This is a genomic window from Rhodobacter capsulatus (assembly GCF_003254295.1).
Classification (GTDB): domain Bacteria; phylum Pseudomonadota; class Alphaproteobacteria; order Rhodobacterales; family Rhodobacteraceae; genus Rhodobacter; species Rhodobacter capsulatus.
The window spans coordinates 23,834-50,021 of sequence record NZ_QKZO01000014.1; the positions used below are offsets into that span (position 1 = coordinate 23,834).

The following is a 26,188-nucleotide window of genomic DNA, read 5'->3' on the forward strand; positions in this document are numbered from 1 at the left end:
TGGTTCACCTAACAGGCGCCCGCGTCAAGCCGCGATGGCATCGCAAGCGCGTGAAGCAAAGGGGCGGGACGTTGCCGCCCCGCCCCGGTTTCTCAGACTGTCTGCGCCCGGCTGCGGCGGGCAAAGGCCGCGTTTGTGAGCCGGAAGAACAGCGGCACGAAGAAGATCGCCAGCCCGGTGCCCGTCAGCGTGCCAAAGAGCGTGGTGTAGCCGATCGCCTCGCGCGCCCCCGCCCCGGCGCCGGTCGACAGGATCAGCGGCACGACGCCCAGGGTAAAGGCGAGCGAGGTCATCAGGATCGGACGGAAGCGCAGCCGGGCGGCCTCGACCGCGGCGGTCAGCGCATCTTCGCCAAGGCTGCGCATCCGCTCGCGGGCGAATTCCACGATCATGATCCCGTTCTTGCCGGTCAGACCGACGACGGTCAGCAGCCCGACCTGGAAATAGACCCCGTTCGCCTGACCACCGAGCCAGGCGCCGACCAGCGCCCCGATGATGCCCACGGGCATCGCCAGAATGACCGCCACCGGAATGACCCAGCTTTCGTAAAGCGCCGCAAGGCACAGGAAGACCGCGGCGAGCGAGAGCGCATAAAGCGCCATCGCGCCGCTGCCCGCCTCTTTTTCCTCGAGCGACAGGCCCGACCATTGCAGGGCGAAGCCGGGCGGCAGTTGCCTGGCCAGCGTCTCCATCTCCGTCATCGCCGCGCCCGAGGACAGGCCCGGCACCGGCGAGCCCTGGATCTCCATCGCGGGCAGCGCGTCATAGCGCACGATCTGTTGCGGGCCATAGACCCATTTCTCGGTGGCGAAGGTCGAGAGCGAGACGAAATCGCCATTCGCATTCGGCACCCGCCAGAGCGCGAAATCGGCGGGCGTCGCGCGGGCCCAGGGCTCGCCCTGCACATAGACGCGCTTGACGCGGCCTTCGTGCAGGAAGTCGTTCACATAGGCCGAGGACCAGATCGTGTTCAGGAAACTGCCCACATCCGCCGCGGTCAGCCCCACCGCCCCCGCCTTGGCCCAGTCGATATCCAGCCGGAACTGCGCCGCATCCTCGACCCCGTTCGGGCGCACGGCCATCAGTTTCGGGCTTTGCTTCGCCATGCCCAGAAGCTGGTTGCGGGCGGCCAGAAGCTCTTCATGGGTCTGGCCCGAGCGCGCCTGCAGGAAGGCGGTGAAGCCGTTCGAATTGCCCAGTTCCAAGACCGGCGGCGGCACGATCGGGATCACGATGGCCTCCTTGATGCCGCCCATCAGCGGCCCGAAGGCCCGGCCCGCAATCGCCTGCGCGCCGTTTTGCGGACCCGGCCGCTCCTCCCAGTCCTTCAGCTTGATGAACATCATCGCCATGTTCTGACCCTGGCCCGCGAAAGAGAAGCCGACGACCGAAAACAGCGCGTCGACATTCTCGGCCTCGGCCGCGCGCCAGTAGCCTTCGACCTGCTCGACGACCTTTTTCGTCTGGGCCGCGGTGGTGCCGGAGGGGGTCTGGATGAGCGTCATCAAGACGCCCTGATCCTCGTCGGGCAGGAAGGCGGTGGGGGTGCGGACATAAAGCGCCCCCATCGCCGCCACCAGACAGGCATAGACGACCAGACCCTTGAGCGGATTGGCGACGACCCAGCGGGTGATGCCGCCATAGCCGTTCGTCAGCCGCCCGAAACGGGTCTCGAACCGGGTGCCGAACCAGTTCGCGAAACCGCCCTTCGCCTCGGCATGGGGTTTGAGGATCGTGGCGCAAAGTGCCGGCGTGAAGACCAGCGCGACCAGAACCGAGAGCACCATGGCCGAGACGATGGTGACCGAGAACTGCTTGTAGATCTCGCCCGTCGAGCCGCCAAAGAAGGCCATCGGCACGAAGACGGCAGACAGCACCAGCGCGATGCCGACCAGCGCGCCCGAGATTTCCCCCATCGATTTCCGCGTCGCCTCGCGCGGGGAAAGGTGCTCCTCGGCCATGATCCGTTCGACGTTCTCGACGACGACGATGGCGTCATCGACCAGAAGCCCGATGGCCAGAACCATGGCCAGCATCGTCAGCGTGTTGATCGAAAACCCGAAGGCCGCCATGACGCCAAAGGTGCCCAGAAGCACCACCGGCACTGCAAGCGTCGGGATCAGCGTCGCGCGCAGATTGTGCAGGAAGACAAGCATGACCAGCACGACCAGCACGATCGCCTCGAAAAGGGTCTTGATCACCTCTTCGATCGACAGCGTCACGAAGGGCGTCGTGTCATAGGGGATGACATATTCCATCCCCGAGGGGAAATAGGGCGCCAGTTCCGCCAGCTTATCCTTGACCAGCTTCGCCGTATCGAGCGCATTCGCCCCCGACGCCAGCTGAATCGCCATCCCGGCCGAGGGGGTGCCGTTGTAAAACGCATTGATGTCATAGGTTTCCGCGCCAAGCTCCACCCGCGCCACATCGCGCAGCAGCACCAGCCCGCCATCGGTATCGGCGCGCAGCACGATGCGCTCGAAATCCGCGGGGGTCTTGAGCAGCGATTGCGCGGTGATCGTCGCGTTCAGCATCTGCCCCTCGGGCGCGGGCAACGCCCCGAACGACCCGGCCGAGATCTGCGCGTTCTGCCCCTTCACCGCGGCGATCACCGTGGCCGGGGCCATGTCATAGGCCTTCAGCTTGCTCGGATCGAGCCAGATCCGCATCGCATGTTCCGAGCCGAAGACGGTGACCGCGCCGACGCCCTTGAGCCGCGAGAAACTCTCGACCATCGAGGCGTTCATGTAATCGGACAGCTCGACCGAAGACCGCGACTTGTCAGGCGAGATCAGCGCCGCCACCATCAAAAAGCCGGTCGTCGATTTCTCGACCGTCACGCCTTGCCGGGTAACGGCTTCGGGCAGGCTCGCCTCGGCCTGCGCCAGCTTGTTTTGCACCTGCACCTGCGCGATGTCGGGATCGGTGCCCAGCGCGAAGGTGAGCGTGATCTTCGCCCGGCCTGTCGCGGTGGTGTCGGATTTCAGATAGCGCAGCCCGTCAAGGCCGGTCATCTGCTTTTCGATCACCTGCACCACGGTATCGGTGACGGTTTCCGCCGAAGCCCCCGGATAGGCGGCGGAAATGACGACGGCGGGCGAGGCGATCGAGGGATATTGCGACACCGGCAGGCGCAGGATCGAAAGCGCCCCCACCCCCATGATCACCAGCGCGATGACCCAGGCGAAGATCGGCCGGTCGATGAAGAAACGCGCCATGTTACTGCGCCTCCGCCGGAACGACGGTCACCGGCGCGCCGGGTCCGGTCTTCTGGAAGCCAGAGGAAATCACCTGATCGCCGTCTTTCAGCCCCCCGGTCACGATCCAGTCCGAGCCGCGGGCGGTCGCCACCGTGACCGGCTTTTGCGCCACCTTGCCTTCCTCGACGACCCAGACATAGGCCCCGCCCGAGGGCTCGCGCATCACCACATTCTGCGGCAGCGCAAAGGCGCCGCGGGCCAGCGCCTGCGGCAGGTCCACCTCGACATACATCCCGGGCAGAAGCACGTGATCGGGGTTCGGGAAGCTCATCCGCAAGGTTACCATGCCGGTCGTCGGCTCCACCCGCGGCTCGGCGGCCTCGAGCTTGCCCTTGATCGGATAGGCCGTGCCATCGGCCAGGATCAGCCCGGCCTCGCCGAGCGCCCGCATCGCCCGGCCCTCGGCGGTCGAGGTCAGGCGCAGGATGTCGGTCGCCGATTGCGTCACGTCGACATGGACCGGGTCAAGCGCCCGGATCGTCGTCAAGGGGCTTGCCTGTTGCGCCGCGACCAGCGCGCCGGGCGTGGCTTGGGTCAGGCCGATCACCCCGGCGATGGGGGCGCGGATCGTGGTGCGGTCCAGCTCGATCGTGGCGCTTTGCAGCTTCGCCTCGGCCGCCTGCACCTCGGCATCGGCCGCCGCCCGCTTCGCCACCGCGCTATCGCGGTTCTGCGCCGAGCCCGCGCGCGAGGCGAAAAGCTCGACCGCGCGTTTTTCTTCCAGCACCGCCAGATCGCGCGAGGCTTTCGCCTGCGCCACCGCGGCTTTCGCGGCGGCCACGGCGGCCAGATAGCTGTCATCCTCGATCTTGTAGAGCGGCTGGCCCTCAGTCACCGGGGTGCCTTCCTCGAACAGCCGCCCGCGCAGGATGCCCGAGACCTGCGGGCGCACCTCCGCCTCGGTCGAGGCCTTGATCCGGCCGGGCAGACGGGCGTTCAGCGTCAGATCCTGCGCATGGGCGATGACGGTGGTGACGGGGGCCGGGCCCTGCGCCTGCTGCGCAAGGACGGGCGCGGGCAGAAGCAGCAGCAAAAGCCCAAGGGATTTCGGAAACGACATGGCAAACCTGTCTGCAGGGGGAAGGGTCAACGGACACCGCCCGCGGCGGCGATGCTCAGGGTGATGAAATTGGCGGCACGGCTCCGTTCGGCGGTAGCCCGGCTTTGTTGCGCCGAAAGATAACTGCGTTCGGCATCCAGTACAGTCATGAAATCGCCCTCGCCCAAAGAATAATTGGTGCGCGACAGGTCCAGCGTCTCGGCGCTGGTCTCGACCAGATGCGTCTGCGCGGCGATGTTGCGGCCGTCGCGGTTATAGGCGGCCAGCGCGCTTTCCACCTCGTCGATGGCGGTCAGCACGGCCTTTTCCCAGGCCAGTTTCGCCTGCACCGCCCGCGCCTCGGCGCCACGCAGGTTCGCCTGATTGGCGCCGCCGGTGAAGATCGGCAAGTTGATCGCAGGCCCGACCGCCCAATAGCGGATGGTGCTGGCGTCGCGCACATGGGTCGGCGTGACCGAACCCGACAGCGTCACCGAGGGATAGAAGGCCGCCTTGGCAACGCCGATCTCATAAACCGCGGCGGCATAGTTGCGCTCGGCCAGACGCACGTCGGGGCGGGCGCGCAGCACATCGGCAGGCACGCCGACGCTGGCCTTGAACCGCGGCCGCGGCTGGCCCGCGCCCTTCGTCAGCTGCGGGCGCAGCGCCGAAACCGGCTGCGCCGTCAGCGTCGCAAGGCTCACCAGCGCCTGATCGAAGCCGGTCTCATAGCCCGGCAATTGCGCTTCGCCCTCGGCCACCAGCTGTTCGGCCTGCAGCAGTTCCAGCCGCCCCGCGGAGCCACTCTCCACCTGCGCCCGCGTCAATTCCAGACTTTTGCGGCGGCTTTCCAAGGATTTGCGCGTCAGCGCGATCGAGGCCTGCTGATAGCGCAGCTCCGCATAGGCCTGGGCGATGGCACCTTCCATCACCAGCCGCGCCACATCGGCCGAGGCATAGGCCGCATCCAGCCGCGCCGAGGCCGCAGCGCGGTTGGCGCGGTTCGCTCCGAACAGATCCGCCGTCCAGCCCACCGAAAGCGCACCCGAGCGGGTCTCCGTCACGCCCGCGCCGCTGGTGTTGCCGCGCGTGCCCTTCAGCGTACCCGAGAGCTGCGGCAGATCGGCCGCGTCACTGCCCGAAACACTCGCCCGGGCTTCCTCGATCGCCGCGATCGCCTGCAGCACATCGAGGTTGCGCGCCTGCCCCGCCGCGATCAGCTGATCGAGCGTCGGATCGCGGAAGGCCGACCACCACGGCCCTGCGGCCTGCCGCCCCGGCGCCGCGGCATCGAAACGGGCCGCGCCCTTGGCCACCGGCGCCGCATAGTCGACCTGCGCACAGCCCGCAAGCACCGCCGTCGCCCCCAGAAGAAATCCCCGCCGCCCGATCCGCGCCATGCCCTGTCCTTCGCATTCGGGTCCGACCGACCGGACCGCTTGTTGCGGATTTACATACATGCGCGTATGTTTGTAAAGAGGTCAGATGCAAGGCTTGACCGAGCTCGCCCAAGGCGAAACAAGGCGGCAGGAGCGGTGGGCGGGCCCATCGGGGAGACAGCACGGATGCGGCGCAGCAAGGCGGACGCGGAACAGACGCGACTGAACATTCTCGACGCGGCGGAACGGTTGTTCTGCACGCGCGGCATCGCGCAGACGACGCTGGAGCAGATCGCCCGCGAGGCGGGCGCGACGCGGGGCGCTTTCTACTGGTATTTCAAGGACAAGTCGGATGTTCTGAGCGCGATTTATCAGCGCTACGAGACGCCCCAGCTGTGCCGGATCGAGACCGCCGCCGCGGGCGAATTGCCCGATGATCCGCTGGAGGTCCTGGCGATGACCGGCGCCGAATATCTGGCGATGGTCGAAAGCGATCCGGTACAGCAGCGGCTGCATCTGATCCTGATCTCGGGGACGCCCGGCGACGATGCCGCGGCCTGGCGCGAATCGAAGAATGCCGAAATCTACCGGCTGCTCTTGCGGCTGATGGAGCGCGCCCGCGACGAGGGGCGGATGAATGCGGATCTGACCCCGCAAGAGGCGGCCGTCGCGCAGATGGTGTTCATGAACGGGCTGATCGGCGAATGGCACCGCTCGGGTCAGGCGTTTTCGCTGCACAAGACCGGCACGAAGCTGCTGAACCATCTGATCGGTTCGATGCGGCGCAAGCCCGCCCCCGAAAGACCCACTCCCGAAAGGCCCACTCCCGAAAGGACCGAGGCATGACGATTTATGTGGATGCCGACGCCTGCCCGGTGAAGGCCGAGATCGAACGGGTCGGCACCAGGCACGGCACGCGGATGGTGGTGGTGTCGAATGGCGGGATCCGGCCCTCGCCCCATCCGCTGATCGAGACGGTGATCGTCGCGCAGGGCCCGGACGAGGCCGACAAATGGATCGCCGAACGGGCCGGGCCGGGCGATGTCGTGGTGACCTCGGACATTCCGCTGGCGGCGAAATGCGTGGCGGCCGGGGCGCAGGTGCTGCGCCCGACCGGTGCGCCGCTGACGGCGGACAATATCGGCAACGTGCTGGCCACCCGCGATCTGATGGCCGATCTGCGCGCCGCCGATCCGTTCCTGCAGGGCCGCGGCGGCGGCTTCACCAAGGCGGACCGGACGCGGTTTCTGGATGCGCTCGAACGCGTGCTGCGCCAGATCCCCCGCTGAGGCTCAGGGCTTCCAGCGTTCCTGCACGCGCAGATGTTCATGGGTATGGGCGCGGGTGCCGTGCAGATGGAACTCGATCTCGGTCTTGACCGGGATCAGCGCGGTCTGCCCGTGCTGCACGCCGCGTTGCAAGAACAGCGAATTGGCATAGGCCTGCACCGAGCCGACCGTGCCGCGCATCACCGCCACTTCGACCGCGGCGTGATGGTCAAGCGGCACCGACAGCGCAGCGATCGTGGTGTCGTGATGGCGCTGGCGGCTTTCGGGCACCGCGCGGCCCAGATCGCGCTGCGAGGGATCGAGCGCATAGGTGATCACGCCGACGCATTCGGCGGTCTCGGGGGTGTCGTCGGCAAGGCCGCGGCGGACCAGATCGCGCAGCGCCTCGGAGCGGTTCGAGGCCCCCGACCGCGCCATGAACCCGTCAAGCGCGGCCAGAAGATCGTCTTCGATGGTGATGGTGATGCGCTGCATGGGGCCCTCCTGCGGCAAGCCTTGCATGGCCGGGCCGCAGGCACAAGCGCCCCCGGCCCATGGCAGGGGCCGGTCTGTCGCTCCGGTTGCCCGGAGCGGGCGGCAGGTCAGCTGTCCTGCGCGCCGTCAGAGGTCTTCGGCGTCGTCGCGGCGGGCACGGTGCTGCCGCGTGCCTGCGTGCCGACCTTGCGGAAGGAAAGACCGTTGCGATATGGCGGCTTCTTTGCCGGCTGCGCCAGAAATTCCTTCAGATCCAGTTGCTTCTTCGGCGTGGAATAGCCCATGTTCTGGCTCCTTGCGATAAAAGGGCGGAAGCGGCGCAGAGGACTGCGCCGCTTCCCCTCCCGGTGAGAAACCCGGCAGAAGCGGACCCGCGGCAGCGCCGCCGTCCCGCCTCGATACCGTCACCGGGAAACGGGTCGGATCGCCTGTCCGTTGAAGGACCGGATCGGGTCCTGCGCCGGACGGTCGGACCGCCGCGTGCCTTGCGGCAGCGTGCCCTGACCCAGGCGTTCGAAAAAGTCCCGCCAGCCCAGACCGGACTGGGCCGGGTGGCTGCGCGGGAACGAGGCCATGGGCGCGGGGCCCAGGGCAGATTGGGAATGCGTCATTCAGATCTTTCCGCCGCGCCGAGGCTTCCCGGGACGGCAAGGGGGTCATCGGGCGGGCGGAGCGTCCGGCAGGGCCGCCGCATCGCGCGCCAGACGGGCCGCCTTGAGCGCCGCGGTACGATCCGCGCGCTTGGTGGCTTCCGTCTCGATGATCAGTTTCGCCGCGGCCGCCGTCTTGTCATGCGGCGTTTGCGGCGCAAGAGGCATCTCCCGGAACAGGCCGGGAGATGAAGACTTGCGTGGAGGGGACATGGCTGTCGTCCGCGCGTGTCGCGGATCAGGCCAGAGCCAGGTCGCAGGCCGACTTGCGGCCATCGCGGCCGGATTCGATCTGGAAGGTCACCTTGGCGCCATCGACGAGACGCGAGATCCCGGCGCGTTCAACGGCCGAGATGTGCACGAACACGTCCTGCGCGCCACCTTCCGGCTCGATGAACCCGAAACCTTTGTTCTGGTTGAAAAACTTCACGGTGCCATTGGCCATCGTGATCACTCCTTCATGGGAATGCTGCCCACGGAATGCGGCAGCTCGGCTTGGTCAGAACTAAAAGCAGACTGAAGCCGATGAAGGAGACAGGGTGCGGTCAGAAAAACTTCGCTGTCCTCTGGATACCAGAGTTTGCAGGTTTTGCACTGATTCGTTTCGGGTTTTCAAAACAATCCTGCGGCGACGGCAAAATCGCGGTTTCCCCCGACGGTCGGCTCAGAACAGCAGCTTGTAGCTGTTGCCGAGCGTGTCGGTCACGGTGCCGGTGCCGCTTTGCGTGCCCGAGCCCATGATGAAGGTGCCCTGCAGCCGGGTGCCGTCCTTGCACACGGCATAGACCTCGCCGGTATTGACGCCGCCGACATCCTCGGTCGAATTCTTGTAGCTGCCGCCCAGATCCTTGAGCTTCAGCGACAGGCCGCGCTCATGCGTCTTCACCCGCGGCTGCACGCTCGACCAGGTGCCGCTGCATTTGGTCTTGTTCGGCTTCGGCAGCTTGAACCAGATCTGCCCCGAGGTCTCGCTGTCCTCGGTGATCGAGATCGGAATCGCCGTCGAGGGGTTCTGCTCGGCGATCGGCCCGCTCAGCGGATAAAGCCGGAACGAGCTGTTCGACCCGCAGGCGGACAGCGCGGTGACGGTGATCAGGGCAAGCGCAAGACGCGAGGTCACGGGAATCTCTCCAGAGGCGGTGCACCGGGCAGGTCGCACTGGCGCGAGGCGCGCCATCGACCGCGGGCGTTAGAATGGATTTGACCGCCCCCGTCAACCCGCGATCTGCCGGGCCGGGGGGCGGTCGCATCACACGTTCACGAGCGTGCCCAGCTCCACCACGCGCGAGGCCGGGATGCGGAAGTAATCCGACGACCGGGTGGCGTTGCGGGCGAGATAGAAGAAGAACAGGCTTTGCCAGGCGGGCATCCGGCGCTGCCCCGACAGTTTCAGCGAGCGTTGCGACAGGATGAACGAGGTCGCCATGATGTCGAACTTCCAGCCCAGCTTGCGGCATTGCAGAAGCGCCTTCGGCACGTCGGGTTCCTCGGCATAGCCGAAGCGCAGCTCGACGCGGCGGAAGCGCTCGTTCAGCTCTTCCATGTTCACCCGGTCCTCCGGGGCGACGCGCGGCACATCCTCGGTGACGATGGTCAGGATCACGATATGCTCGTGCAGCGCCTTGAAGTGCTTGAGGCTGTGCAGCATCGCCGCGGGCACCATGTCGGGCGTGCCGGTCAGATAGATCGCCGTGCCCGGCACCGTCGAGATCGATTTCGAATCCATCTGCCGGAAGATCATGTCGAGCGGCACGTCGTTTTCGCGTTCCAGCTTGAGGATGATCGCCGCGCCGCGCCGCCAGGTCCACATCAGGAGGATCATCCCCCCGGCGATCGCCAGCGACACATAGCCCCCCGAGAAGATCTTCATCGAATTGGCGCCGAAGAACACCAGATCGAGCGCGAGGAACGGCACCATCATGCCGATGGCCAGCACCAGCGGCAGCTTCCACAGCTTGCGCGCCACCACCATCACGAGAATCGAGGTGATGCACATCTCGCCGGTGACCGAGATCCCGTAGGCCGCCGCCAGCGCCGAGGAGGAGCCGAAGACGACGATCAGCATCAGAACGCCAAGCATCAGCCAGAAGTTCACCTCGGGCATGTAGATCTGCCCCTGCTGCGTTTCCGAGGTCTGCCGGATCCGCAGCCGCGGGATCAGCTTCAGCTGCACCCCCTGCTGGGTCAGCGAATAGGCGCCCGAAATCACCGCCTGGCTGGCGATCACCGTCGCCGCCGCCGCCAGAACGATCATCGGCAGAAGCGCCCAATCGGGATAAAGCCGGAAGAACGGGTTCTCGATCGCGCCGGGATTGGTCATCAGCAGCGCGCCCTGCCCGTAGTAGTTCAAAAGCAGCGAAGGCATGACGACAAAGAGCCAGGACACCTGGATCGGACGGCGGCCGAAATGGCCAAGGTCGGCATAAAGCGCCTCGGCCCCGGTCACCGCCAGAAAGGCCGCGCCCAGGATGGCAAGGCCCAGCGGACCGTTCGAGGTCACCAGTTCCGCCGCGCGGATCGGGTTGAGCGCCTCGAACACCACCGGCGCCTGAATGAGGTTCATGACCCCGCCCACCGCCAGCGCGGCGAACCAGACCATCATCACCGGGCCGAAGAATTTCGCCACCGCCGAGGTGCCCTTGCTCTGGAACACGAACAGCAACACGATGATGACGACGGCCAATGGCACGATGAAAGGCTCGAAGGCGGGGGTGACAAGCTTCAGCCCCTCGATCGCGCCCAGAACCGAGACCGCGGGCGTCACCGCGGCATCGCCGTAAAACAGCCCCGCGCCAAGCATGCCCAGCGCCAGCACGATCGGCGTCGGCCGCCCCATCGCGCGTTGCACCAGCGCCAGAAGCGAGAAGGTCCCGCCCTCGCCGTCATTGTCGGCCATCATCAGGATGATGACATATTTGATCGTGACGACGATGATCAGCGCCCAGGTGATCACGGAAAGGACGCCCAGAACATGTTCGGGGTCGACGCCGCCGCCATGCGCGCCCGACGCCACCATCGCTTCGCGATAGGCGTAAAGCGGAGAGGTGCCGATATCGCCATAGACGACACCGATCGCGGCGAGGGAGGTCAGCGCGAGTCCCGTCTTGGCGTGGCTCTGGCTGCGATCTCCCTGCTCGGGGATCTCGGATTCGTTTTTGGTCATGCAGTTGTGACTCGGGTCACCGGAACGTGATCTCCGGCCTTGGCTTCTTAACGATGTACGGCGACATGCGCCACCGGATTCGTACCCCGCCCGAGAGCGGCCCGAAACCGGCAGGCGAAAAAATGGAAAAAATGTCGCACCCGGGGGGTTGAACTCCCGTTTGCCCTGCCCAAAATATGAGGAGCGGACCGGGCCCCTCTGGCGTCGGAAGTTCCTCCAAGCTTCCACGTGATGTCGGACCGCATCGACACCCGCTAGATGGTCGTGCCCGGCAGATGGTCTGTCATCAGCCGGGCGACCAGACGGCGGCAAACCGCAAGAGGTCGCCCCCGTGGAACTCATTCTTCTGCCTTTTCTTGGCCAGCCGCTGTGGATGTGGCTGGCTTTCGTCAGCCTTGTCCTGACCCTTCTCGCGCTTGATCTGGGCGTGCTCAACAAGGACGATCACGAGATCGGCATCGCGGAAAGCCTGAAGCTTTCGGCAATGTATATCGCGCTTGGCCTCGGCTTCGCCGGATTCGTCTTCTGGCAGATGGGCGCCACCGCCTCGGCGCAATATCTGACCGCCTTCGTCGTCGAGAAATCGCTTTCGATCGACAACATCTTCGTCATCGCGCTGATCTTCGGCTTCTTCGCCGTGCCGCGGCAATATCAGCGCAGGGTGCTGTTCTGGGGCATCCTGGGCGTGATCGTGCTGCGCGGGCTGATGATCGGCCTGGGCGCAACGCTCGTCGCCGAATACCACTGGCTGCTTTACGTCTTCGCCGCCTTCCTGATCCTGACCGGGATCAAGATGCTGTTTTCGGCCGACAAAGAGCACGAGATCACCGAAAACGGGCTGATCCGCTTCCTGCGCCGCCGCCTGCGCGTCACCGACGGCCCCCGCGGCCATGCCTTCTTCGTCACCGAACCCGACACGAAAACCGGCCGTCTAGTCCGCCATGCGACGCCGCTCTTCCTTGCCCTCGTGATGATCGAACTGGCCGACCTCGTCTTCGCGGTCGACTCGGTGCCTGCGGTCTTCACCATCACCACCGATCCCTACATCGTCTACACTTCGAACATCTTCGCGATCCTCGGCCTGCGGGCGCTTTACTTCGCGCTCTCCGCGATCCTCGCCCGCTTCGCCTATCTGAAATACGCGCTCTCGGTGCTTCTGGTGTTCATCGGCTCCAAGGTCTTCGTGGCCGAGGCGCTGGGTTGGGAAAAATTCCCTCCGGCCTGGTCGCTTGGCATCACCTTCGCGATCCTTGCCGCAGGCATCCTTTTCTCGCTGTGGAAGACGGGCACAGCGAGAGGGCCGGCTCATCCGGCTGAATGACGACGTCCCCGTCAATCCTCCAAAACTGCGAACGCGGTGCCCCGATCCTCCGGTCGGGGCATCGCACTTTCGGGGCCATCCGCCGCCTTGATCGGCCCGGGCTTTGCCGCACATAGAGAGACATCCGTTTTCCCGAGGTTCCCGTTGCGTCACCCCCTCCGCCATCTTGCCACCTTCGCCCTTGCCCTGCTGCTGATCCTGACTTCGGTCTTCATGCTGGAGCGTGACCGGGCCGGGCTTGCCATCGCCGATTTCAAGGTCGGCGCGACCCCGGTGACGCTTTACGAACAGCCCGGCGCGACCGGCCCCGCCGTGGTCATCGCGCATGGTTTCGCAGGATCGCGGCAGATCATGCAGGCCTATTCCCTGCGGCTGGCGCAGGCGGGCTATCGTGTGCTGGCCTTCGACAGCGAGGGTCACGGCCGCAATCCGCAGCCGATGCGCGGCGATGTGACGAAGATCGACGGCACGACGGTGTTTCTGGTGGCCGAGGTCCGCCGGGTGATCGCGGCCGCCCGTGCCCTGCCCGGCGCGCCCGGCGTGTCGCTTCTGGGTCATTCGATGGCCACCGACATTCTGGTGCGCGCCGCCGAACAGGAGGCCGCGGCCGGGCGTCCCGTCGATGCCGTGGTGGCGATCTCGATGTTCTCGCAGGCGGTCACGGCCACCGAGCCGCCGCGGCTGCTGGTGATCTCGGGCGAATGGGAAGGCGGCCTGCGCGGCTTTGCCCTCGATTACGTCCATCAGGTCGATCCGACGAAGGGCGAGGGCGAACTGGCCAGCGCCGGTCCGGTGGTGCGGATGGCCGTCGTGGCACCGCATGTGGAACATGTCGGCGTGCTTTACAGCCCGACCGCGGTCGTGGCGGCGCGCGACTGGTTCGATGCCACCTATGCCCGCGTTTCGGGCGGCGATGTCTCTTCGATGGGGCTCTGGATTGTCGTGCTGCTGATCGGCCTCGTGCTGGCGGTGCATCCGCTGGCGGTGCTGCAGCCCAAACGCGCCGATCCCGCGCCGGTGCCGGTGCGGCGGTTCCTGCTCGCCTCGATCCTGCCCGCGCTGATCGTGCCCGTGGTGCTGACCCGGTTTCACATCGATTTCCTGCCGGTGCTGGTCGCCGATTACCTGATGGTGCATCTGGCCTGTTACGGGCTTTTGCAGATCACGCTGCTGCGCGGCTGGCAGGGCCTGCGCGCCGGGCTCTCGCTGCTGCCGGTGGGGCTGTTCCTGATCTGGGGGCTTGGCGCCTTCGGCCTCGCGCTGGATCGCTACGCCGCCAGCTACTGGCCCTCGCCCGAGCGGCTGTTGCTGATCGCGGTTCTGGCCTTTGGCACCGTGCCCGCGCTGATTGCCGATGCGCAGCTGACCGAGGCCGGGCATGCAGCGCTTTGGCGCCGGATCGTCGGGCGGGTGTTCCTCTTCGGCTCGTTCGCCCTCGCCGCGGCGCTGGATTTCGACCGGCTGATGTTCCTCCTGATCGCGCTGCCGCTTTTGCTGCTGTTCTTCTGCGTGCACGGGCTGATGGGCCGCTGGATCGCGCGCCGCTCCGGGGCGACGGTGGCGGGGCTGGGGCTTGGTCTTTGTCTTGCCTGGGTGCTGGGCGTCTGCTTCCCGCTGTTCAGCCCGTGACGCATCCCTTGGCCGGGGCCATCGCCGAAGCCACGTGCGCCAGATGCCCCATGGACGCCGAGTGCATCAGGCACTCGGCCAGCGCCCGCCCCGCCCATGGCGGGCGCTTCTCGCCCGCCGGGGCAGGCGCCGCCCTCTGTCACGCTTGCGGAAACGGTCCTGGCAACACCGGATCGTGACGGGCGGGGAAAGGCGATGCCTTTCCTTCTCCGCCCGAACAAACGCTGGATGTCAGCCGCGCTGCGCCAGATAGGCCTCGAACGCCCGCAGCGTCGCCTCCGACACATGATGCTCCAGCCCCTCGGCGTCGATCTCGGCGGTCTCGGCGGGCACCCCCACCGCGATCAGCAGATCGACAACCACCCGATGCCGCATCCGCACCCGCGCTGCCAGCTCCGTCCCCAGTTCGGTCAGGAACACGCCGCGATAGGGCCGCGACACCGCCAGCCCCTCGCGCTTGAGCCGCGCCACCGCCTTCGTCGCCGTCGGATGCGTCACCCCCATCCGCGCCGCGATGTCGGTGATCCGCGCCTCGCCCATCTGCCGCGCCAGATCATCGATCATCTCGGCGTAATCTTCCAGGACAGCCATGGCCTGCGCCTCCCGGGCCCGGGAAAAGCGCATCGTCGTCAGATCGGCAGGGGCGGTATCTTCGGGCATCTTGGGTCCTTTTCGCACCATTTTATCGCCTTGCCCCGGATTTGGAAACGCCCCCCGGAGCCGCACCGGGTTTCTGCCTGCCCGTGCCGGGAAGCCGCTTGACAGAAGTGTAGCCAAGGCTACACCTTGCAGCAACAGGTTCCGGGGGCCAGGATGATCCAGGAAAACTCCATGTCCGGGCGGGCGCGGGCGACGATGTCCGCGGTGATCGGTGGCGAACGGCGCGGCCCGCTGGCGATGCTGGCCTTTGTCGGCCCGGCGGTGATCGCCTCGGTCGCCTATATGGATCCCGGCAATTACGCGACGAACATCCAGGCGGGGGCGGGCTACGGCTATGCGCTGCTCTGGGTGGTGCTGATGGCCAACCTGATCGCGATGCTGTTTCAGGCGCTTTCGGCCCGGCTTGGCATCGTCACCGGGCGCAATCTGGCGGAACTGAGCCGCGATCACCTGCCCCGCCCACTGGTGCTGTGCATGTGGGCGGTCAGCGAGGTCGCCGCGATGGCCACCGATCTGGCCGAATTCCTTGGCGGCGCCATCGGCTTTTCGCTGCTGCTGGGCATTCCGCTTTTGTGGGGCATGGCGCTGACCGCGGTGATCACCTATGCGATCCTGATGTTCGAGGCGCAGGGTTTCCGGCCGATGGAACTGGCGATCGGGTCGATGGTGGGGGTGATCGGGCTGAGCTATCTGGCCGAGGTGCTGATCGCGCCGATCGACTGGGGTCAGGCGGTGGGCGGCCTCACCACACCGAGCCTGCCCGATGCGGGCGCGCTGACCATTGCGGTGGGCATCATCGGCGCCACGGTGATGCCGCATGCGATCTTCCTGCATTCGGGACTGACACAGAACCGCGCCATTCTGGGCAGCGACAGCGACCGGCGCCGGATGGTGCGGATCTCCAACATCGAGGTGATCGTGGCGCTGGCGGGCGCCGGTCTGATCAACATGGCGATGGTGATGATGGCGGCCTCGGCCTTCCACAATGGCCATGCCGAAGTGGCGGAAATCGAGACCGCCTATCACACGCTGACCCCGCTTCTGGGCGGCTTCGCGGCGGCGGCCTTCCTTTTGTCGCTGATCGCCTCGGGGATTTCATCCTCGGTCGTCGGCACGATGGCGGGGCAGATGATCATGCAGGGCTTCCTGCGGATCAGTCTGCCGCTCTGGCTGCGTCGGGCGGTGACGATGGTGCCCGCTTTCGTCGTCGTCGCCTCGGGCGCCAATGCCACCGATGCGCTGGTGATGAGCCAGGTCGTGCTCTCGATCGCGCTGCCGGTGCCGATGCTCGCCCTGCTGTGGCTGATCCGCAAACCCGAGGTGATGGGCGCCTTCGTCCCCACGCGCAAGGTTCAGGCGGCGGCGGCCCTGGGCGCCTGTGTCGTCCTGTCGCTCAACATGGTCCTGCTGCTCGGCGCCTTCGGCATCGAAATGCCCTTCCTCTCCTGATCCCTTTCACCTTGGTCCAAATATCCCGGGGGGTGTGGGGGGCAGAGCCCCCCACGGGTCGCCTCGGCCTCAGCCGAGGCGAAATCCTCACCCGGCCTGTTTCTTGCGCCTCTTCGGCGCCGCCACCGGCGCGGACGGCATCCAGCCCAGCCCCGCCGCCGTTGTCAGCTTCGGCGTGTAATCGGCGCTCACCCAGCCCTTGTAACCCGCCGCCGCAAGCCGGTTCAGGAACCCGGCCACATCGAACCCGTCCGATCCCGGCTCGGCCCGGTCGGGCGCCGAGGCCAGCGCAACATGGCGCAGATCGGCGCCGAAGCGTTCGGCCAAAGCCTCGGGCGACGCGCCCAGAGCCGCCGCGGTCGCGGTATCGAGACAGAGGCCCAGATTGTCCGCGCCCACCCCTGCCAGCACCTCGGCCAGCTGATCATAGCCTTGCAGAAAACTGCCCCCGGGCCGCGGCGCCAGGGTGAAGACGCGCTTGGGCGCCGCCCCCGTCGCCCAGCGCAGATTGCGCAGAAGCGTCCCGGTCTCGCCCTCGGGGCCCGGCAGGATCTCGATCGCCCCGGGCCTCAGCACCTCGGCGTAACGCAGCATCCGCTTGAAATCGCGCTGAAACCGCTCTTCGCCCCCCGGCGTCGCGGCAAAGCCCTGCGCCGCACCGGTGTAATTCGGCGGCGGCGCCACCATCGCCGCGAAGAGCAGCCCCGACATCACCAGCCGGTCGCGCAGCTCCTGCACCGGCCCGTCATAGGGGGACGCCAGGCTCACCCCCGCAAAGCCCGCCGCCTGCGCCGCCGAGAACCGCGCCGCAAAGGGCAGTTCCTGAAACAGCGTGGTCAGATCGGCGGCCAGTTTCACCATCACATCTCCGCCATCCGCTGGATCGGAAAGAACATCCCGCCCGAGGTCAGCCCAAGCCAGTCCTCGCCGTCCTGCGTGCCGGGCGCGGCCAGATCGACCAGCCGGTAAAAGGTCTTGCGGTCGATCAGGGCTTCAAGGCCGCGGCGCACATGCAGATAGGGCCGCGGTGCGCCATCCGCCGCGATCACCACCCGGATCGGATGCGCGGGCCCCGCCACGACCGTATCCCCCACATTCGTCACAAAGCGCAGATCCCCCGCCTCGGCGGTGCAATCGACGGCCAGGAAGGGCGCATCCTGCACCCGGATGCCGACCTTTTCGACCGGGGTCACCAGATAGAACTTGCCGTCTTCCAGCTTCAGCACCGAAGCGAAAAGCCGCACCAGAGCCTCGCGCCCGATCGGCGTGCCCAGATAGAACCAGGTCCCGTCGCGACGGATCTCGATGTCCAGATCGCCGCAAAAGGGCGGATCCCACAGATGCACCGGCGGCGGCCCCTTGGCCCCGGCTTTCGTCAGGGCTGCGGCGATCCCCTCCGCGCTCGGCGGCTTCACGGCGAATTGTGGCGCGGCTTTCTCGGTCATCTTCTCTTTGCGGTTGGGCTGCGACGGTTTATCTGTTTCTCTACCCGTATAACGCGCAACCGGAGCCCTGTCATGACCGAGACCGACACCCTTCTGGCCGAGATCGAGGCTCTGGGCAGCAAACTGGGCGCCGCCCGTGCCTCGGTGAACCGCCGCTTCATCGGCCAGGAACGCGTGGTGGAGCTGACGCTTGCCGCGCTGCTTTCGGGCGGGCATGCGCTTTTGGTCGGCCTGCCGGGGCTGGGCAAGACGATGCTGGTCGATACGCTGGCCACGGTGATGGGCCTTGCGCCTGCGCGCATCCAGTTCACTCCCGATCTGATGCCCGCCGATATCCTCGGCTCCGAGGTGCTGGAAACCGCCGCCGATGGCAGCCGCGCGTTTCGCTTCCTCGAAGGGCCGATCTTCTGCCAGCTTCTGATGGCCGATGAAATCAACCGCGCCAGCCCCCGCACGCAATCGGCGCTGCTTCAGGCGATGCAGGAGCGCGAGGTGACGGTGGCGGGCGTGCATCGGCCGCTCGGGCCGCCCTTTCACGTTCTCGCCACGCAAAACCCGATCGAACAGGAGGGCACCTATCCCCTGCCCGAGGCGCAGCTGGACCGCTTCCTTGTGCAGGTCGATGTCGAGTATCCGACCCGCGCCACCGAACGCGACATTCTTCTGGCCACGACCGGGGTCGAGGCCGCCAGCGCCATCGCCGTCTTCACCCCCGCCGAGCTGATCGCGGCGCAGCAGCTTGTCCGCCGCATGCCGGTCGGCGATCGCGTGGTCGAGGCGATCCTCGATCTGGTCCGCGCCTGCCGCCCCGGCGAGCCCGAGGCGCTGCCCGTCATCCGCGACAGCCTTTCCTGGGGCCCCGGCCCGCGCGCGGCGCAGGCGCTGATGCTGACGGTGCGCGCGCGCGCGCTGCTCAATGGCCGCCTGGCGCCCGGGCTCGACGATGTGGCGGCGCTCGCCCGTCCGGTGCTCAGCCACCGCATGGCGCTGACCTTCGCCGCCCGCGCCCGCGGCGAGACGCTGTCGGCGATCATCGCCCGTGCCGTGACCGAGGTTCTGGGCACCGGTGCCGAGGCCGCCGCGTGAGCGATCCGCTTCCCGACGCGGCGGCACGCGATCTGCGCCGGGCGGCCGAAGCGGAAGCCGCCGCCCTGCCCGCGCTGCTGATCGCCGCCGAACATCTGGCCAATACCATGCAGATGGGCGGTCATGGCCGCCGACGCGCCGGGGCGGGCGAGGAATTCTGGCAATACCGCCCGGCGCATTCCGGCGATGCCGCCCGCTTTGTCGACTGGCGCCGCTCGGCGCGGTCGGACACGCAATTCATCCGCGAGCGCGAGGCGCAGCTGGCACAATCTTTGTGCCTTTGGGTCGATCCGGCCGCCTCGATGCGCTTTACCGGCGCCGAGACCGGCCGCAAGGCCCGGCCCGAAAAACTGTCCCGCGCCCGGCTGCTGGCGCTGGCGCTGGCGATTTCCGCGCTGCGGGCGGGGGAACGGGTGGGGCTGACCAGCCCGCTTGCCCCGCCGCGCCCGGGCAAGGCGCAGCTTCTGACGCTGGCACAGGCGCTTCTGGCCGAGACCTCGGCGCTGGATTATGCCGCCCCCGATCTGTCCGCCGTGGCCCCGCAGGCGCGGGTGGTGGTGCTGTCGGATTTCTTCACCGATCCGGCGGGGCTTGAAACCGTGCTCTCGGGCGCGGCCGGGCGCGGCGTGAGTGGCGTGCTGCTGCAGGTGCTCGACCCGGCCGAGGAAGAGTTCCCCTATGACGGCCGCACCGTCTTCACCTCGATGGCGGGCGGGCTGCGGTTCGAGACCCGCGAGGCGGGCGATCTGCGCGCGCGCTATCGCGCCCGGCTGGCCGAACGGCGGGACCACCTTGCCCGCATCGCCCGGCAATCGGGCTGGGCCTTTGCCAGCCATCACACCGGCGCCCCGGCGCAGGCGGCGCTCTTGTGGCTGCATGGCGCGCTTGGCGGGGGCTGGCGATGATGGTGCTCGGTCCGCTTGGCTTCACCGCGCCCTGGCTTCTGGCCGGGCTGATCGCGCTGCCGCTGCTGTGGTGGCTTCTGCGCGCCACGCCCCCCGCGCCGATCCGGCGCCGCTTTCCGGGCGTGGCGCTGCTGCTGGGTCTGACCGATGCAACGGTGCAGGCCGAGCGCACGCCGTGGTGGCTTCTGGCGCTGCGGATGCTGGCACTGGCCGCGGCGATCATCGGCTTTGCCGGGCCAGTGCTGCACCCGGCAAAGCTTGATCCCGCCCGCGGGCCGCTCTTGATCCTTGAAGACGGCAGCTGGGCCTCGGCCGCCAGCTGGCCGCGCCGGATCGAGCGGCTGACCCGCGCCCTGACCGAGGCCGCGGCCGCGGGCCGGCCGGTGGCGCTGATCTCGCTTGCCGATCCACCCCCGGCCCCGCCGCCCTTCACCGAGGCCCGCGATCTGCTGGCCTCCCTGCCCGGGCTGCAGCCGCAGGCCTGGGAGCCCTCGATCGACCTCGATCCGGCGCGCCTCCTGCCCGATGGAAGCTATGACACGCTCTGGCTCTCGGACGGGCTTGACCGCACCAGCCGCGCGGCCTTGGCAAGGGCCGTGCAGGCGCATGGCAGGCTGAAGGTCTGGCAGCCCGCAGGCCCGGTGCTGGCGCTGGACGCGGCGACGGTCGATGGCGCCAGGCTGAACCTGCCGCTTCACGCCTCGGCCCCGGTCAATCGCGTGGTCGAGGTGGCGGCGCTGGGGGCCGATCCCTCCGGCCTCGAACGGGAGCTGGCCCGCCAGCCGGTGACGCTGCGCGATCAGGCGCAGGCCGAGGCGGTCTTCGATCTGCCGCCCGAATTGCGCAACCGCATCACCCGCTTCGAGATTTCCGGCCTGCGCTCGGCCGGGGCGGTCAGCCTGACCGATGATGCGCAAAAGCGGCGCAAGGTGGCGCTGATCGCGCCCGGCTCCGCGCGCGAGGGGCTCGAACTGCTTTCCCCCACCCATTATCTGCATCAGGCGCTGGCCCCTTCGGCCGATCTGATCGAGGCGACGCTCGCCGATGCGCTGCCGGTGAAGCCCGATGTGATCATTCTGGCCGATGTCGGCGAGGTCGCGGAAACGGCGGATCTTCTGGCCTGGGTCGAAAGGGGCGGCATGCTGATCCGCTTTGCCGGGCCACGGCTGGCCGCGGCCGGGACCGGTGATGATCCGCTCTTGCCGGTGCGGCTGCGCCAGGGCGGCCGGTCGGTCGGCGGCACGATGAGCTGGGGCGCGCCGCGCAAGCTTGCCCCCTTTGCCGAGACCTCGCCCTTTGCCGGGCTTATCCTGCCCGACGAGGTCACCGTGCGCGAACAGGTTCTGGCCGAGCCCGACCCGGATCTGGGCGCGCGCAGCATTGCCGCGCTGGCCGATGGCACGCCGCTGGTCACCCGCAAGGCGCTGGGTCAGGGGGCGGTGGTGCTGTTTCACGTCACCGCGAATGCGGAATGGTCGAACCTGCCGCTTTCAGGGCTGTTTCCGCAGATGCTGGACCGGCTTTCCGTCTCTGCCCGGCCCGCCGCCCCCTCGGCCGAGGATCTGGCCGGGCAGACCTTCACCCCGCGCAAGCGGCTGGACGGGTTCGGGCTTCTGACCGCGAGCGAGGCCGCGGCGGGGGTCAAGGGCGCGGATCTGGCCGAGGGCCCCCCCGGCCCCGATCTGCCGCCCGGGCTTTACGCGACCACGGATCAGGTTCTGGCGCTGAACGCCCTGCCGCGCGGGCGCCAGCTGGCCCCGGCGCTCTGGCCCGCGGGCGTGACGCTCGAGGGCGAGACCGCGCCGAAACAGCGGCCGCTGGCCGGGCTGGCGCTGGCCCTCGCGCTGGTGGCACTTTTGCTCGACATTCTGGCGACGCTGGCGCTGTCGGGGCGGCTGCGCGGCCCGCGCGCGGCGGCGGTGGCGGCGCTGGCCGTGCTGCTGCTGCCCTCGCCGCCGCAAGCGCAGACAATGCCCGAGTCGCGCGCCATCGAAGCCGCCGCGAACGTGGTTTTTGCCTCTGTGCCGACGGGCGACGCGACGATTGATGCGGTCTCGATGGCGGGGCTGCGCGGGCTGGGCCAGACGCTGACGCGGCGCACCACCGTCGAGCCCTCGGCACCGATGCAGCTTGACCTTGAGACCGATGATCTGGCGTTGTTCACGCTGATCTATTGGCCGGTGACCGAGACCGCGCCGACGCCCTCGCCCGCGGCCTATACGAAACTCAACCGCTATCTGCGCGGCGGCGGGATGATCCTGTTCGACACCCGCGATGCCGATCTGGCGGGGATGGGGGCGGCGACCGGGGCCGGGCGGCGGCTGCAGGCCTTGGCCGCGCCGCTGGACATTCCGCCGCTTGAACCCCTGCCCGCCGATCATGTGCTGACGCGCAGCTTTTATCTGCTGCAGACGATGCCCGGCCGCCATGACGGCCCGATCTGGGTCGAGGCCGCGCCCGCGGATGCCGAACAGGCCGAGGGGATGCCGTTTCGCAACCTCAACGACGGGGTAACGCCGGTGGTGATCGGCGGCAACGACTGGGCCAGTGCCTGGGCGGTCGATGAGGTCGGCCAGCCGATGTTCCCGGTGGGCCGCGGTCAGGCGGGCGAGCGTCAGCGCGAGATCGCCGCGCGGTTCGGGGTCAATCTGGTCATGCATGTGCTGACCGGGAATTACAAATCCGATCAGGTGCATGTGCCTGCGCTTTTGGAAAGGCTCGGGCAATGAACGGGGTTTCGGTCGTTTTTGCGCCGCTTGTGCCCTGGCCGGTGCTGGCCGGGCTTTCGGCCTTGGCCGTGCTGTTGCTGGCCGTCGCGCTCTGGCGCGGGCTGAAGGGCTGGGCCTTGCGCGGTCTGGCATTGCTCGCGCTTTTGGGCGGGCTGGCGCAGCCCTCGGTCCAGCATGAGGACAAGACCGCGCTGTCCGACATCGTGCTTCTGGTCGATGACCGCTCCGCCTCGCAAATGCTGTCCGACCGCGGGGCGCAGACCGATGCGGCGCTGGCGCAGCTCTCGGCCGCCATCACCGCGCTGCCCAATACCGAATTGCGCCGCGCCACCGTGCGGGACGGCGCGCAGAACGCGGGCACGCAGCTTGGCGCGGTGCTCTCCGAGGCGCTCGCGGCCGAGCCGCGCGGGCGGGTGGCCGGGGTGGTCGTGCTTTCCGACGGGCGCCTGCATGACCCCGAGGCGCTGCCCGATCTGCCCGCGCCGCTGCATCTTCTGCGCACCGGTCACGCCAGCGACTGGGACCGCAGGCTGGTGATCGAAACCGCCCCGGCTTTCGGCATCATCGGCGAGGAAACGGTGATCCGTCTGAAGGTTGAAGACAGCGGCGCCGTGCCGCCCGCGGCAGGGGCGACGGCGCGGCTGACGATCTCGATCGATGGCGCCGCGCCGCAGGACTATCCGGTGATGGTGGGGCAGGATCTGGAACTGCCCTTGCAGCTCGAGCATGCCGGGCAGAATGTGGTGCAGTTCAGTCTTGATGCCGCGCCGGGGCAGCTGACGGCGCAGAATGACAGCGCCGTGGTCAGCATCAACGGCGTGCGCGACCGGCTGCGGGTGCTTCTGGTCTCGGGCCAGCCGCATGCGGGCGAACGGACCTGGCGCAACCTTCTGAAATCCGATGCCGGGGTGGATCTGGTGCATTTCACCATCCTGCGCCCGCCGGAAAAGCAGGACGGCACGCCGGTTTCCGAACTCTCGCTGATCGCCTTTCCGACGCAGGAGCTGTTCCTCGACAAGATCGACGAATTCGACCTGATCATCTTTGACCGCTATGCCGAGCGCGGCATCCTGCCCGCCGCCTATTTCGAGAATATCCGCGCCTATGTCGAGCGCGGCGGCGCGGTGCTGGTTTCGGCAGGACCAGAGTTTGCCACCGTTGAAAGCCTGTGGCAGACGCCCCTGGGCGACATCCTGCCCGCGCGGCCGACCGGTCGGGTGCTCTCAACCGCCTTCCTGCCGCGCCCGACCGTGCTTGGGTTGCGCCATCCGGTGACGGCGGGGCTGACGGGGGCGCCGCCGCCTGCGGGCGATCCGGGCGCCAACCATTGGGGCCGCTGGCTGCGGCAGATCGAGCTGACCGGCGCGCGCGGCGAGGTGGTGATGCAGGGCGCGCAGGAGGCGCCGCTGCTGGTTCTGGACCGGGCGGGCAAGGGGCGGGTGGCGCTTCTGGCCTCCGATCACGCCTGGCTTTGGGATCGCGGCTACGAGGGCGGCGGGCCGCAACTGGAACTTCTGCGCCGCATCGCGCATTGGGCGATGAAGGAACCGGACCTTGAAGAAGAAGCGCTGCAGGCCGAGGTCGAGCCGGGCAGCCTGTCGGTGACGATCACCCGCCGCACGATGCAGGACAGGGCAAGCCCGGTGCAGATCACCCGGCCCGATGGCACGGTCGAAACCGTGACCCTGCCGCAGGTCGAACCGGGCCGGTTCGCGCAGGGCTGGACCGCGCCCGCCGAGGGGCTTTACCGGCTGAAGCAGGATGATCTTGAGCGCGTCGTGGCGCTGGGTCCGGCCAGTGCGCGCGAATATGAAACCCCGGTCGCCTCGGGCGCGGCGCTGGCGCCCCTGATCGCGGCTTCGGGCGGGTCCGAGGTGGCGCTGGAAAACGGTATCCCCGACCTGCGGCAGGTGCGGCCGGGCCGCGTCGCCGCCGGGCGTGGCTGGATCGGCGTCACCCCGCGCGAGGTCACGGCCACGACCGACATCCGGCTGAGGGCGCTTTTGCCGGGCTGGGCCTGGCTGGCCCTTGTCGCGGCGCTGGCCGTCGCCGCCTGGCTGATCGAGGGGCGGCGGCGGGGCGATCAGCCCAACTGATCGGCCAGGCAGCGCAGGAAGAGCGATGCGCCCACCGGAATGAGACTGTCGGGGAAATCGTAATCGGAATTGTGCAGGCTGGGGCTGGCCTCGCCCGCGCCCAGAAGCAGCATCGCCGCGGGGGCCAGCGCGCCGAAACGACCGAAATCCTCGGAGGCGCGCATCGGCACTTCGGCCTCGCCCTCGGGGATCGCCTCGACCGCCATCGCCGCGCGCAGAACGGCCACCGCCTCGGGCGCATTGGTGCAGGCGGTGAAAATGTCATGATAGCTGATGGCCACGCCCAAAGAGCCTGCGGCCCCGGCCACCGCGGCCTCGGTCGCGGCCACAAGCGCCGCCATCCCCGCATCGGTCTGGGTGCGCAGCGTGGCCCAAAGCTCGGCCACCGCCGGGGCGATGCCGAAGGCGGGCTCGCCCAGCCGGGCATGGGTGACGGTGACCAGCGAAAACGCCGGGTCGGTGACCGGACCGCCCCGGCCCAAAGCGGGCAGGCGGTCGATCAGCCGCGCCAGTGCCGGGCCCGGCGACAGCCCCGTCTCGGGCTGCGCGGCATGGGCAGTGCGGCCCGCGAGACGGATCTTCACCCCGCGCGAAGCGCAATTGGCGGGCCCGGGACGCACGACGCCCTGCCCCAGCGCCAGCCCGGGGTAATTGTGCAAGGACAGCGCCAGATCGGGGCGAATTTCGGCAAAGCGCGGATCGGCGATCACCGCCGCCGCGCCCGAGCCGTCTTCCTCGGCGGGTTGGAACAGCAGCACGGCGCGGCCGCGTTTCGGCCGCTGCCGCGCCAGCCCCCGGGCAACGCCCGCGACAATCGCCATATGGCCATCATGCCCGCACAGATGCGCCTTGCCCGGCACCTGCGAACGATGCGCGACGGTGCCGGTTTCAAGGATCGGCAAGGCATCCAGTTCGCAGCGGATCAGCACCGTCGGCCCGGGCGCAGAGCCTTCCCACACAGCCGCGACGCCATGGCCGCCCAGCCCGGTCAGAAGCCGGTCGGGCCGGGACCGCGTCAGCTCCGCCACCACCGCCCGCGCGGTCCCGGCCTCCTCGCCCGAGACCTCGGGGGCGCGGTGCAGCGCGTGGCGCCAGGCGGTCAACTCGATCACATCGGAATTGCTCAGCCGCGTCTGCATCAGCGCAGCCCGATCTCGGCCAGAGCCGCCTGCAGATCGCCGGGCAAGGGCTCCTCCTGCCCGCGCCCGGCCGCAAGATCGCGCGGCGCCTCGGTCGCGGAAAAGTAGCGCCAGCCCTGAAACGGCCGCCGCGGCACGGCATCGGTGCGGATCACCGCCGGGTCGAGCACCAGCGCACAGCGGGCGATGCCATCGGCGCCGGTCACCGGCTGCAGATCGAGAATCGGCTGCCGCGCCAGGATCTGCCCCTTGATCACCCAGTAAAGCGAGCCGCCCGCCAAAACTTCCTCGGCGCGCTTGGGCCACATCCGCGTCACATGCCGCGCCGGGCCGGTGCCGAAATGCGCCCGCTGCCAGGCGATCAGATCCTCGACGCCCTCTGCGCCAACACAAAGCTTGAGGATATGCAGCGGTTGTGTCATTGCCTTCTTTCCTGTCGCAAGCGCCCAGACCATTCGGTCAAAAACGCTACAAG

Annotated in this window: 24 protein-coding genes; 9 read left to right on the forward strand and 15 right to left on the reverse strand. The window is 68.1% G+C overall.

Features of this window, described 5'->3' with window-relative positions; translation table 11 throughout:
* Positions 1-92 precede the first annotated feature (92 nt).
* The 3 genes from LY44_RS16290 to LY44_RS16300 are packed head-to-tail and all read right to left on the reverse strand — an operon-like array spanning position 93 to position 5,699.
* Positions 93-3,218, reverse strand: a complete 3,126-nt coding sequence (locus LY44_RS16290; protein WP_055209689.1) for an efflux RND transporter permease subunit — start codon at positions 3,216-3,218, stop codon at positions 93-95.
* A 1-nt stretch (position 3,219) separates the two neighbouring features.
* Positions 3,220-4,320, reverse strand: coding sequence for an efflux RND transporter periplasmic adaptor subunit (locus LY44_RS16295; RefSeq protein WP_055209688.1), 1,101 nt, complete (start codon positions 4,318-4,320; stop codon positions 3,220-3,222).
* A gap of 26 nt (positions 4,321-4,346) precedes the next feature.
* Positions 4,347-5,699: an efflux transporter outer membrane subunit gene (locus LY44_RS16300; protein WP_055209687.1), complete on the reverse strand. Its 1,353-nt coding sequence runs from the start codon at positions 5,697-5,699 to the stop codon at positions 4,347-4,349.
* A 165-nt stretch (positions 5,700-5,864) separates the two neighbouring features.
* Between LY44_RS16300 and LY44_RS16305 the strand changes: the two genes are divergently transcribed.
* Positions 5,865-6,524, forward strand: coding sequence for a TetR family transcriptional regulator (locus LY44_RS16305; RefSeq protein WP_055209686.1), 660 nt, complete (start codon positions 5,865-5,867; stop codon positions 6,522-6,524).
* Positions 6,521-6,967, forward strand: a complete 447-nt coding sequence (locus tag LY44_RS16310; protein WP_055209685.1) for a YaiI/YqxD family protein — start codon at positions 6,521-6,523, stop codon at positions 6,965-6,967. Before LY44_RS16305 ends, LY44_RS16310 begins: the two co-directional genes overlap by 4 nt.
* A gap of 3 nt (positions 6,968-6,970) precedes the next feature.
* On the opposite strand, the gene nikR is transcribed toward LY44_RS16310, so the two are convergent.
* The 7 genes from nikR to LY44_RS16335 form a co-directional block, all read right to left on the reverse strand.
* The gene (gene nikR / locus LY44_RS16315) at positions 6,971-7,441 is read right to left on the reverse strand and encodes a nickel-responsive transcriptional regulator NikR (protein ID WP_055209706.1); all 471 of its coding nucleotides are present in this window, start codon (positions 7,439-7,441) and stop codon (positions 6,971-6,973) included.
* A gap of 107 nt (positions 7,442-7,548) precedes the next feature.
* Positions 7,549-7,725, reverse strand: a complete 177-nt coding sequence (locus LY44_RS18070; RefSeq protein ID WP_160320022.1) for a hypothetical protein — start codon at positions 7,723-7,725, stop codon at positions 7,549-7,551.
* A gap of 120 nt (positions 7,726-7,845) precedes the next feature.
* Positions 7,846-8,052 carry a hypothetical protein gene (locus tag LY44_RS17735; RefSeq protein ID WP_074553159.1) on the reverse strand — a complete coding sequence of 69 codons (207 nt, stop codon included), beginning with the start codon at positions 8,050-8,052 and terminating at the stop codon, positions 7,846-7,848.
* A 45-nt stretch (positions 8,053-8,097) separates the two neighbouring features.
* A complete protein-coding gene (locus tag LY44_RS16320) occupies positions 8,098-8,259 on the reverse strand; it encodes a hypothetical protein (RefSeq protein WP_223230725.1) in 162 nt (53 codons plus the stop codon).
* A 70-nt stretch (positions 8,260-8,329) separates the two neighbouring features.
* A complete protein-coding gene (locus LY44_RS16325) occupies positions 8,330-8,536 on the reverse strand; it encodes a cold-shock protein (RefSeq protein WP_055209705.1) in 207 nt (68 codons plus the stop codon).
* Between the two features lie 219 nt (positions 8,537-8,755).
* Positions 8,756-9,211 carry a hypothetical protein gene (locus LY44_RS16330; protein WP_013066350.1) on the reverse strand — a complete coding sequence of 152 codons (456 nt, stop codon included), beginning with the start codon at positions 9,209-9,211 and terminating at the stop codon, positions 8,756-8,758.
* Between the two features lie 129 nt (positions 9,212-9,340).
* Positions 9,341-11,254, reverse strand: coding sequence for a potassium transporter Kup (locus LY44_RS16335; RefSeq protein WP_055209684.1), 1,914 nt, complete (start codon positions 11,252-11,254; stop codon positions 9,341-9,343).
* A gap of 331 nt (positions 11,255-11,585) precedes the next feature.
* Between LY44_RS16335 and LY44_RS16340 the strand changes: the two genes are divergently transcribed.
* The gene (locus tag LY44_RS16340; RefSeq protein WP_055209683.1) at positions 11,586-12,575 is read left to right on the forward strand and encodes a TerC family protein; all 990 of its coding nucleotides are present in this window, start codon (positions 11,586-11,588) and stop codon (positions 12,573-12,575) included.
* Positions 12,576-12,719: 144 nt separating this feature from the next.
* Entirely contained in the window at positions 12,720-14,204 is a 1,485-nt protein-coding gene (locus LY44_RS16345) for an alpha/beta hydrolase (RefSeq protein WP_055209682.1), read from the forward strand.
* A 231-nt stretch (positions 14,205-14,435) separates the two neighbouring features.
* On the opposite strand, the gene mntR is transcribed toward LY44_RS16345, so the two are convergent.
* Entirely contained in the window at positions 14,436-14,864 is a 429-nt protein-coding gene (gene mntR / locus LY44_RS16350; RefSeq protein WP_055209704.1) for a manganese-binding transcriptional regulator MntR, read from the reverse strand.
* A gap of 171 nt (positions 14,865-15,035) precedes the next feature.
* Between mntR and LY44_RS16355 the strand changes: the two genes are divergently transcribed.
* Positions 15,036-16,313 (forward strand): Nramp family divalent metal transporter, encoded by a 1,278-nt coding sequence (locus tag LY44_RS16355; RefSeq protein WP_236694900.1) that lies wholly within the window; start codon positions 15,036-15,038, stop codon positions 16,311-16,313.
* Positions 16,314-16,400: 87 nt separating this feature from the next.
* Here LY44_RS16355 and LY44_RS16360 read toward each other — a convergent pair whose 3' ends face one another.
* Together LY44_RS16360 and LY44_RS16365 are read right to left on the reverse strand one after the other, a co-directional pair.
* On the reverse strand, positions 16,401-17,174 hold the full coding sequence (locus LY44_RS16360) for a TIM barrel protein (protein WP_055209680.1): 774 nt from the start codon (positions 17,172-17,174) through the stop codon (positions 16,401-16,403).
* Positions 17,174-17,758, reverse strand: a complete 585-nt coding sequence (locus LY44_RS16365) for a DUF1285 domain-containing protein (RefSeq protein ID WP_055209679.1) — start codon at positions 17,756-17,758, stop codon at positions 17,174-17,176. Before LY44_RS16365 ends, LY44_RS16360 begins: the two co-directional genes overlap by 1 nt.
* Before the next feature lie 72 nt (positions 17,759-17,830).
* Here LY44_RS16365 and LY44_RS16370 point away from each other — a divergent pair, with 72 nt between their 5' ends.
* Genes LY44_RS16370 through LY44_RS16385 form a run of 4 tightly spaced genes read left to right on the forward strand, consistent with a single transcriptional unit; the run spans position 17,831 to position 24,574 of the window.
* On the forward strand, positions 17,831-18,844 hold the full coding sequence (locus LY44_RS16370; protein WP_055209678.1) for an AAA family ATPase: 1,014 nt from the start codon (positions 17,831-17,833) through the stop codon (positions 18,842-18,844).
* Positions 18,841-19,749: a DUF58 domain-containing protein gene (locus LY44_RS16375; protein WP_055209677.1), complete on the forward strand. Its 909-nt coding sequence runs from the start codon at positions 18,841-18,843 to the stop codon at positions 19,747-19,749. Before LY44_RS16370 ends, LY44_RS16375 begins: the two co-directional genes overlap by 4 nt.
* Positions 19,746-22,478, forward strand: coding sequence for a DUF4159 domain-containing protein (locus tag LY44_RS16380; RefSeq protein ID WP_055209676.1), 2,733 nt, complete (start codon positions 19,746-19,748; stop codon positions 22,476-22,478). The genes LY44_RS16375 and LY44_RS16380 overlap by 4 nt, the downstream gene beginning before the upstream one ends.
* Complete coding sequence (locus LY44_RS16385) at positions 22,475-24,574, forward strand: hypothetical protein (RefSeq protein ID WP_055209675.1); 2,100 nt, start codon at positions 22,475-22,477, stop codon at positions 24,572-24,574. The genes LY44_RS16380 and LY44_RS16385 overlap by 4 nt, the downstream gene beginning before the upstream one ends.
* Here the strand turns inward: LY44_RS16385 and LY44_RS16390 are convergent.
* Together LY44_RS16390 and LY44_RS16395 are read right to left on the reverse strand one after the other, a co-directional pair.
* On the reverse strand, positions 24,562-25,713 hold the full coding sequence (locus LY44_RS16390; RefSeq protein WP_055209674.1) for an amidohydrolase: 1,152 nt from the start codon (positions 25,711-25,713) through the stop codon (positions 24,562-24,564). The two genes, LY44_RS16385 and LY44_RS16390, sit on opposite strands and share 13 nt — an antisense overlap.
* Entirely contained in the window at positions 25,713-26,135 is a 423-nt protein-coding gene (locus LY44_RS16395) for a DUF1489 family protein (RefSeq protein WP_055209703.1), read from the reverse strand. Before LY44_RS16395 ends, LY44_RS16390 begins: the two co-directional genes overlap by 1 nt.
* Between the last annotated feature and the right edge of the window lie 53 nt (positions 26,136-26,188).

Coding starts and splice junctions, on each gene's coding strand:
- LY44_RS16325 (WP_055209705.1), bottom strand. CDS start 8,536: ATGGCCAATGGCACCGTGAAGTTTTTCAACCAGAACAAAGGTTTCGGG.
- LY44_RS16380 (WP_055209676.1), top strand. CDS start 19,746: ATGATGGTGCTCGGTCCGCTTGGCTTCACCGCGCCCTGGCTTCTGGCC.
- LY44_RS16335 (WP_055209684.1), bottom strand. CDS start 11,254: ATGACCAAAAACGAATCCGAGATCCCCGAGCAGGGAGATCGCAGCCAG.
- LY44_RS16290 (WP_055209689.1), bottom strand. CDS start 3,218: ATGGCGCGTTTCTTCATCGACCGGCCGATCTTCGCCTGGGTCATCGCG.
- LY44_RS16310 (WP_055209685.1), top strand. CDS start 6,521: ATGACGATTTATGTGGATGCCGACGCCTGCCCGGTGAAGGCCGAGATC.
- LY44_RS16305 (WP_055209686.1), top strand. CDS start 5,865: ATGCGGCGCAGCAAGGCGGACGCGGAACAGACGCGACTGAACATTCTC.
- LY44_RS17735 (WP_074553159.1), bottom strand. CDS start 8,052: ATGACGCATTCCCAATCTGCCCTGGGCCCCGCGCCCATGGCCTCGTTC.
- LY44_RS16355 (WP_236694900.1), top strand. CDS start 15,036: ATGTCCGGGCGGGCGCGGGCGACGATGTCCGCGGTGATCGGTGGCGAA.
- nikR (WP_055209706.1), bottom strand. CDS start 7,441: ATGCAGCGCATCACCATCACCATCGAAGACGATCTTCTGGCCGCGCTT.
- LY44_RS16300 (WP_055209687.1), bottom strand. CDS start 5,699: ATGGCGCGGATCGGGCGGCGGGGATTTCTTCTGGGGGCGACGGCGGTG.
- LY44_RS16295 (WP_055209688.1), bottom strand. CDS start 4,320: ATGTCGTTTCCGAAATCCCTTGGGCTTTTGCTGCTGCTTCTGCCCGCG.
- LY44_RS16365 (WP_055209679.1), bottom strand. CDS start 17,758: ATGACCGAGAAAGCCGCGCCACAATTCGCCGTGAAGCCGCCGAGCGCG.
- LY44_RS16395 (WP_055209703.1), bottom strand. CDS start 26,135: ATGACACAACCGCTGCATATCCTCAAGCTTTGTGTTGGCGCAGAGGGC.
- LY44_RS16385 (WP_055209675.1), top strand. CDS start 22,475: ATGAACGGGGTTTCGGTCGTTTTTGCGCCGCTTGTGCCCTGGCCGGTG.
- LY44_RS16320 (WP_223230725.1), bottom strand. CDS start 8,259: ATGCCTCTTGCGCCGCAAACGCCGCATGACAAGACGGCGGCCGCGGCG.
- LY44_RS16390 (WP_055209674.1), bottom strand. CDS start 25,713: ATGCAGACGCGGCTGAGCAATTCCGATGTGATCGAGTTGACCGCCTGG.
- LY44_RS18070 (WP_160320022.1), bottom strand. CDS start 7,725: ATGGGCTATTCCACGCCGAAGAAGCAACTGGATCTGAAGGAATTTCTG.
- LY44_RS16370 (WP_055209678.1), top strand. CDS start 17,831: ATGACCGAGACCGACACCCTTCTGGCCGAGATCGAGGCTCTGGGCAGC.
- mntR (WP_055209704.1), bottom strand. CDS start 14,864: ATGCCCGAAGATACCGCCCCTGCCGATCTGACGACGATGCGCTTTTCC.
- LY44_RS16360 (WP_055209680.1), bottom strand. CDS start 17,174: ATGGTGAAACTGGCCGCCGATCTGACCACGCTGTTTCAGGAACTGCCC.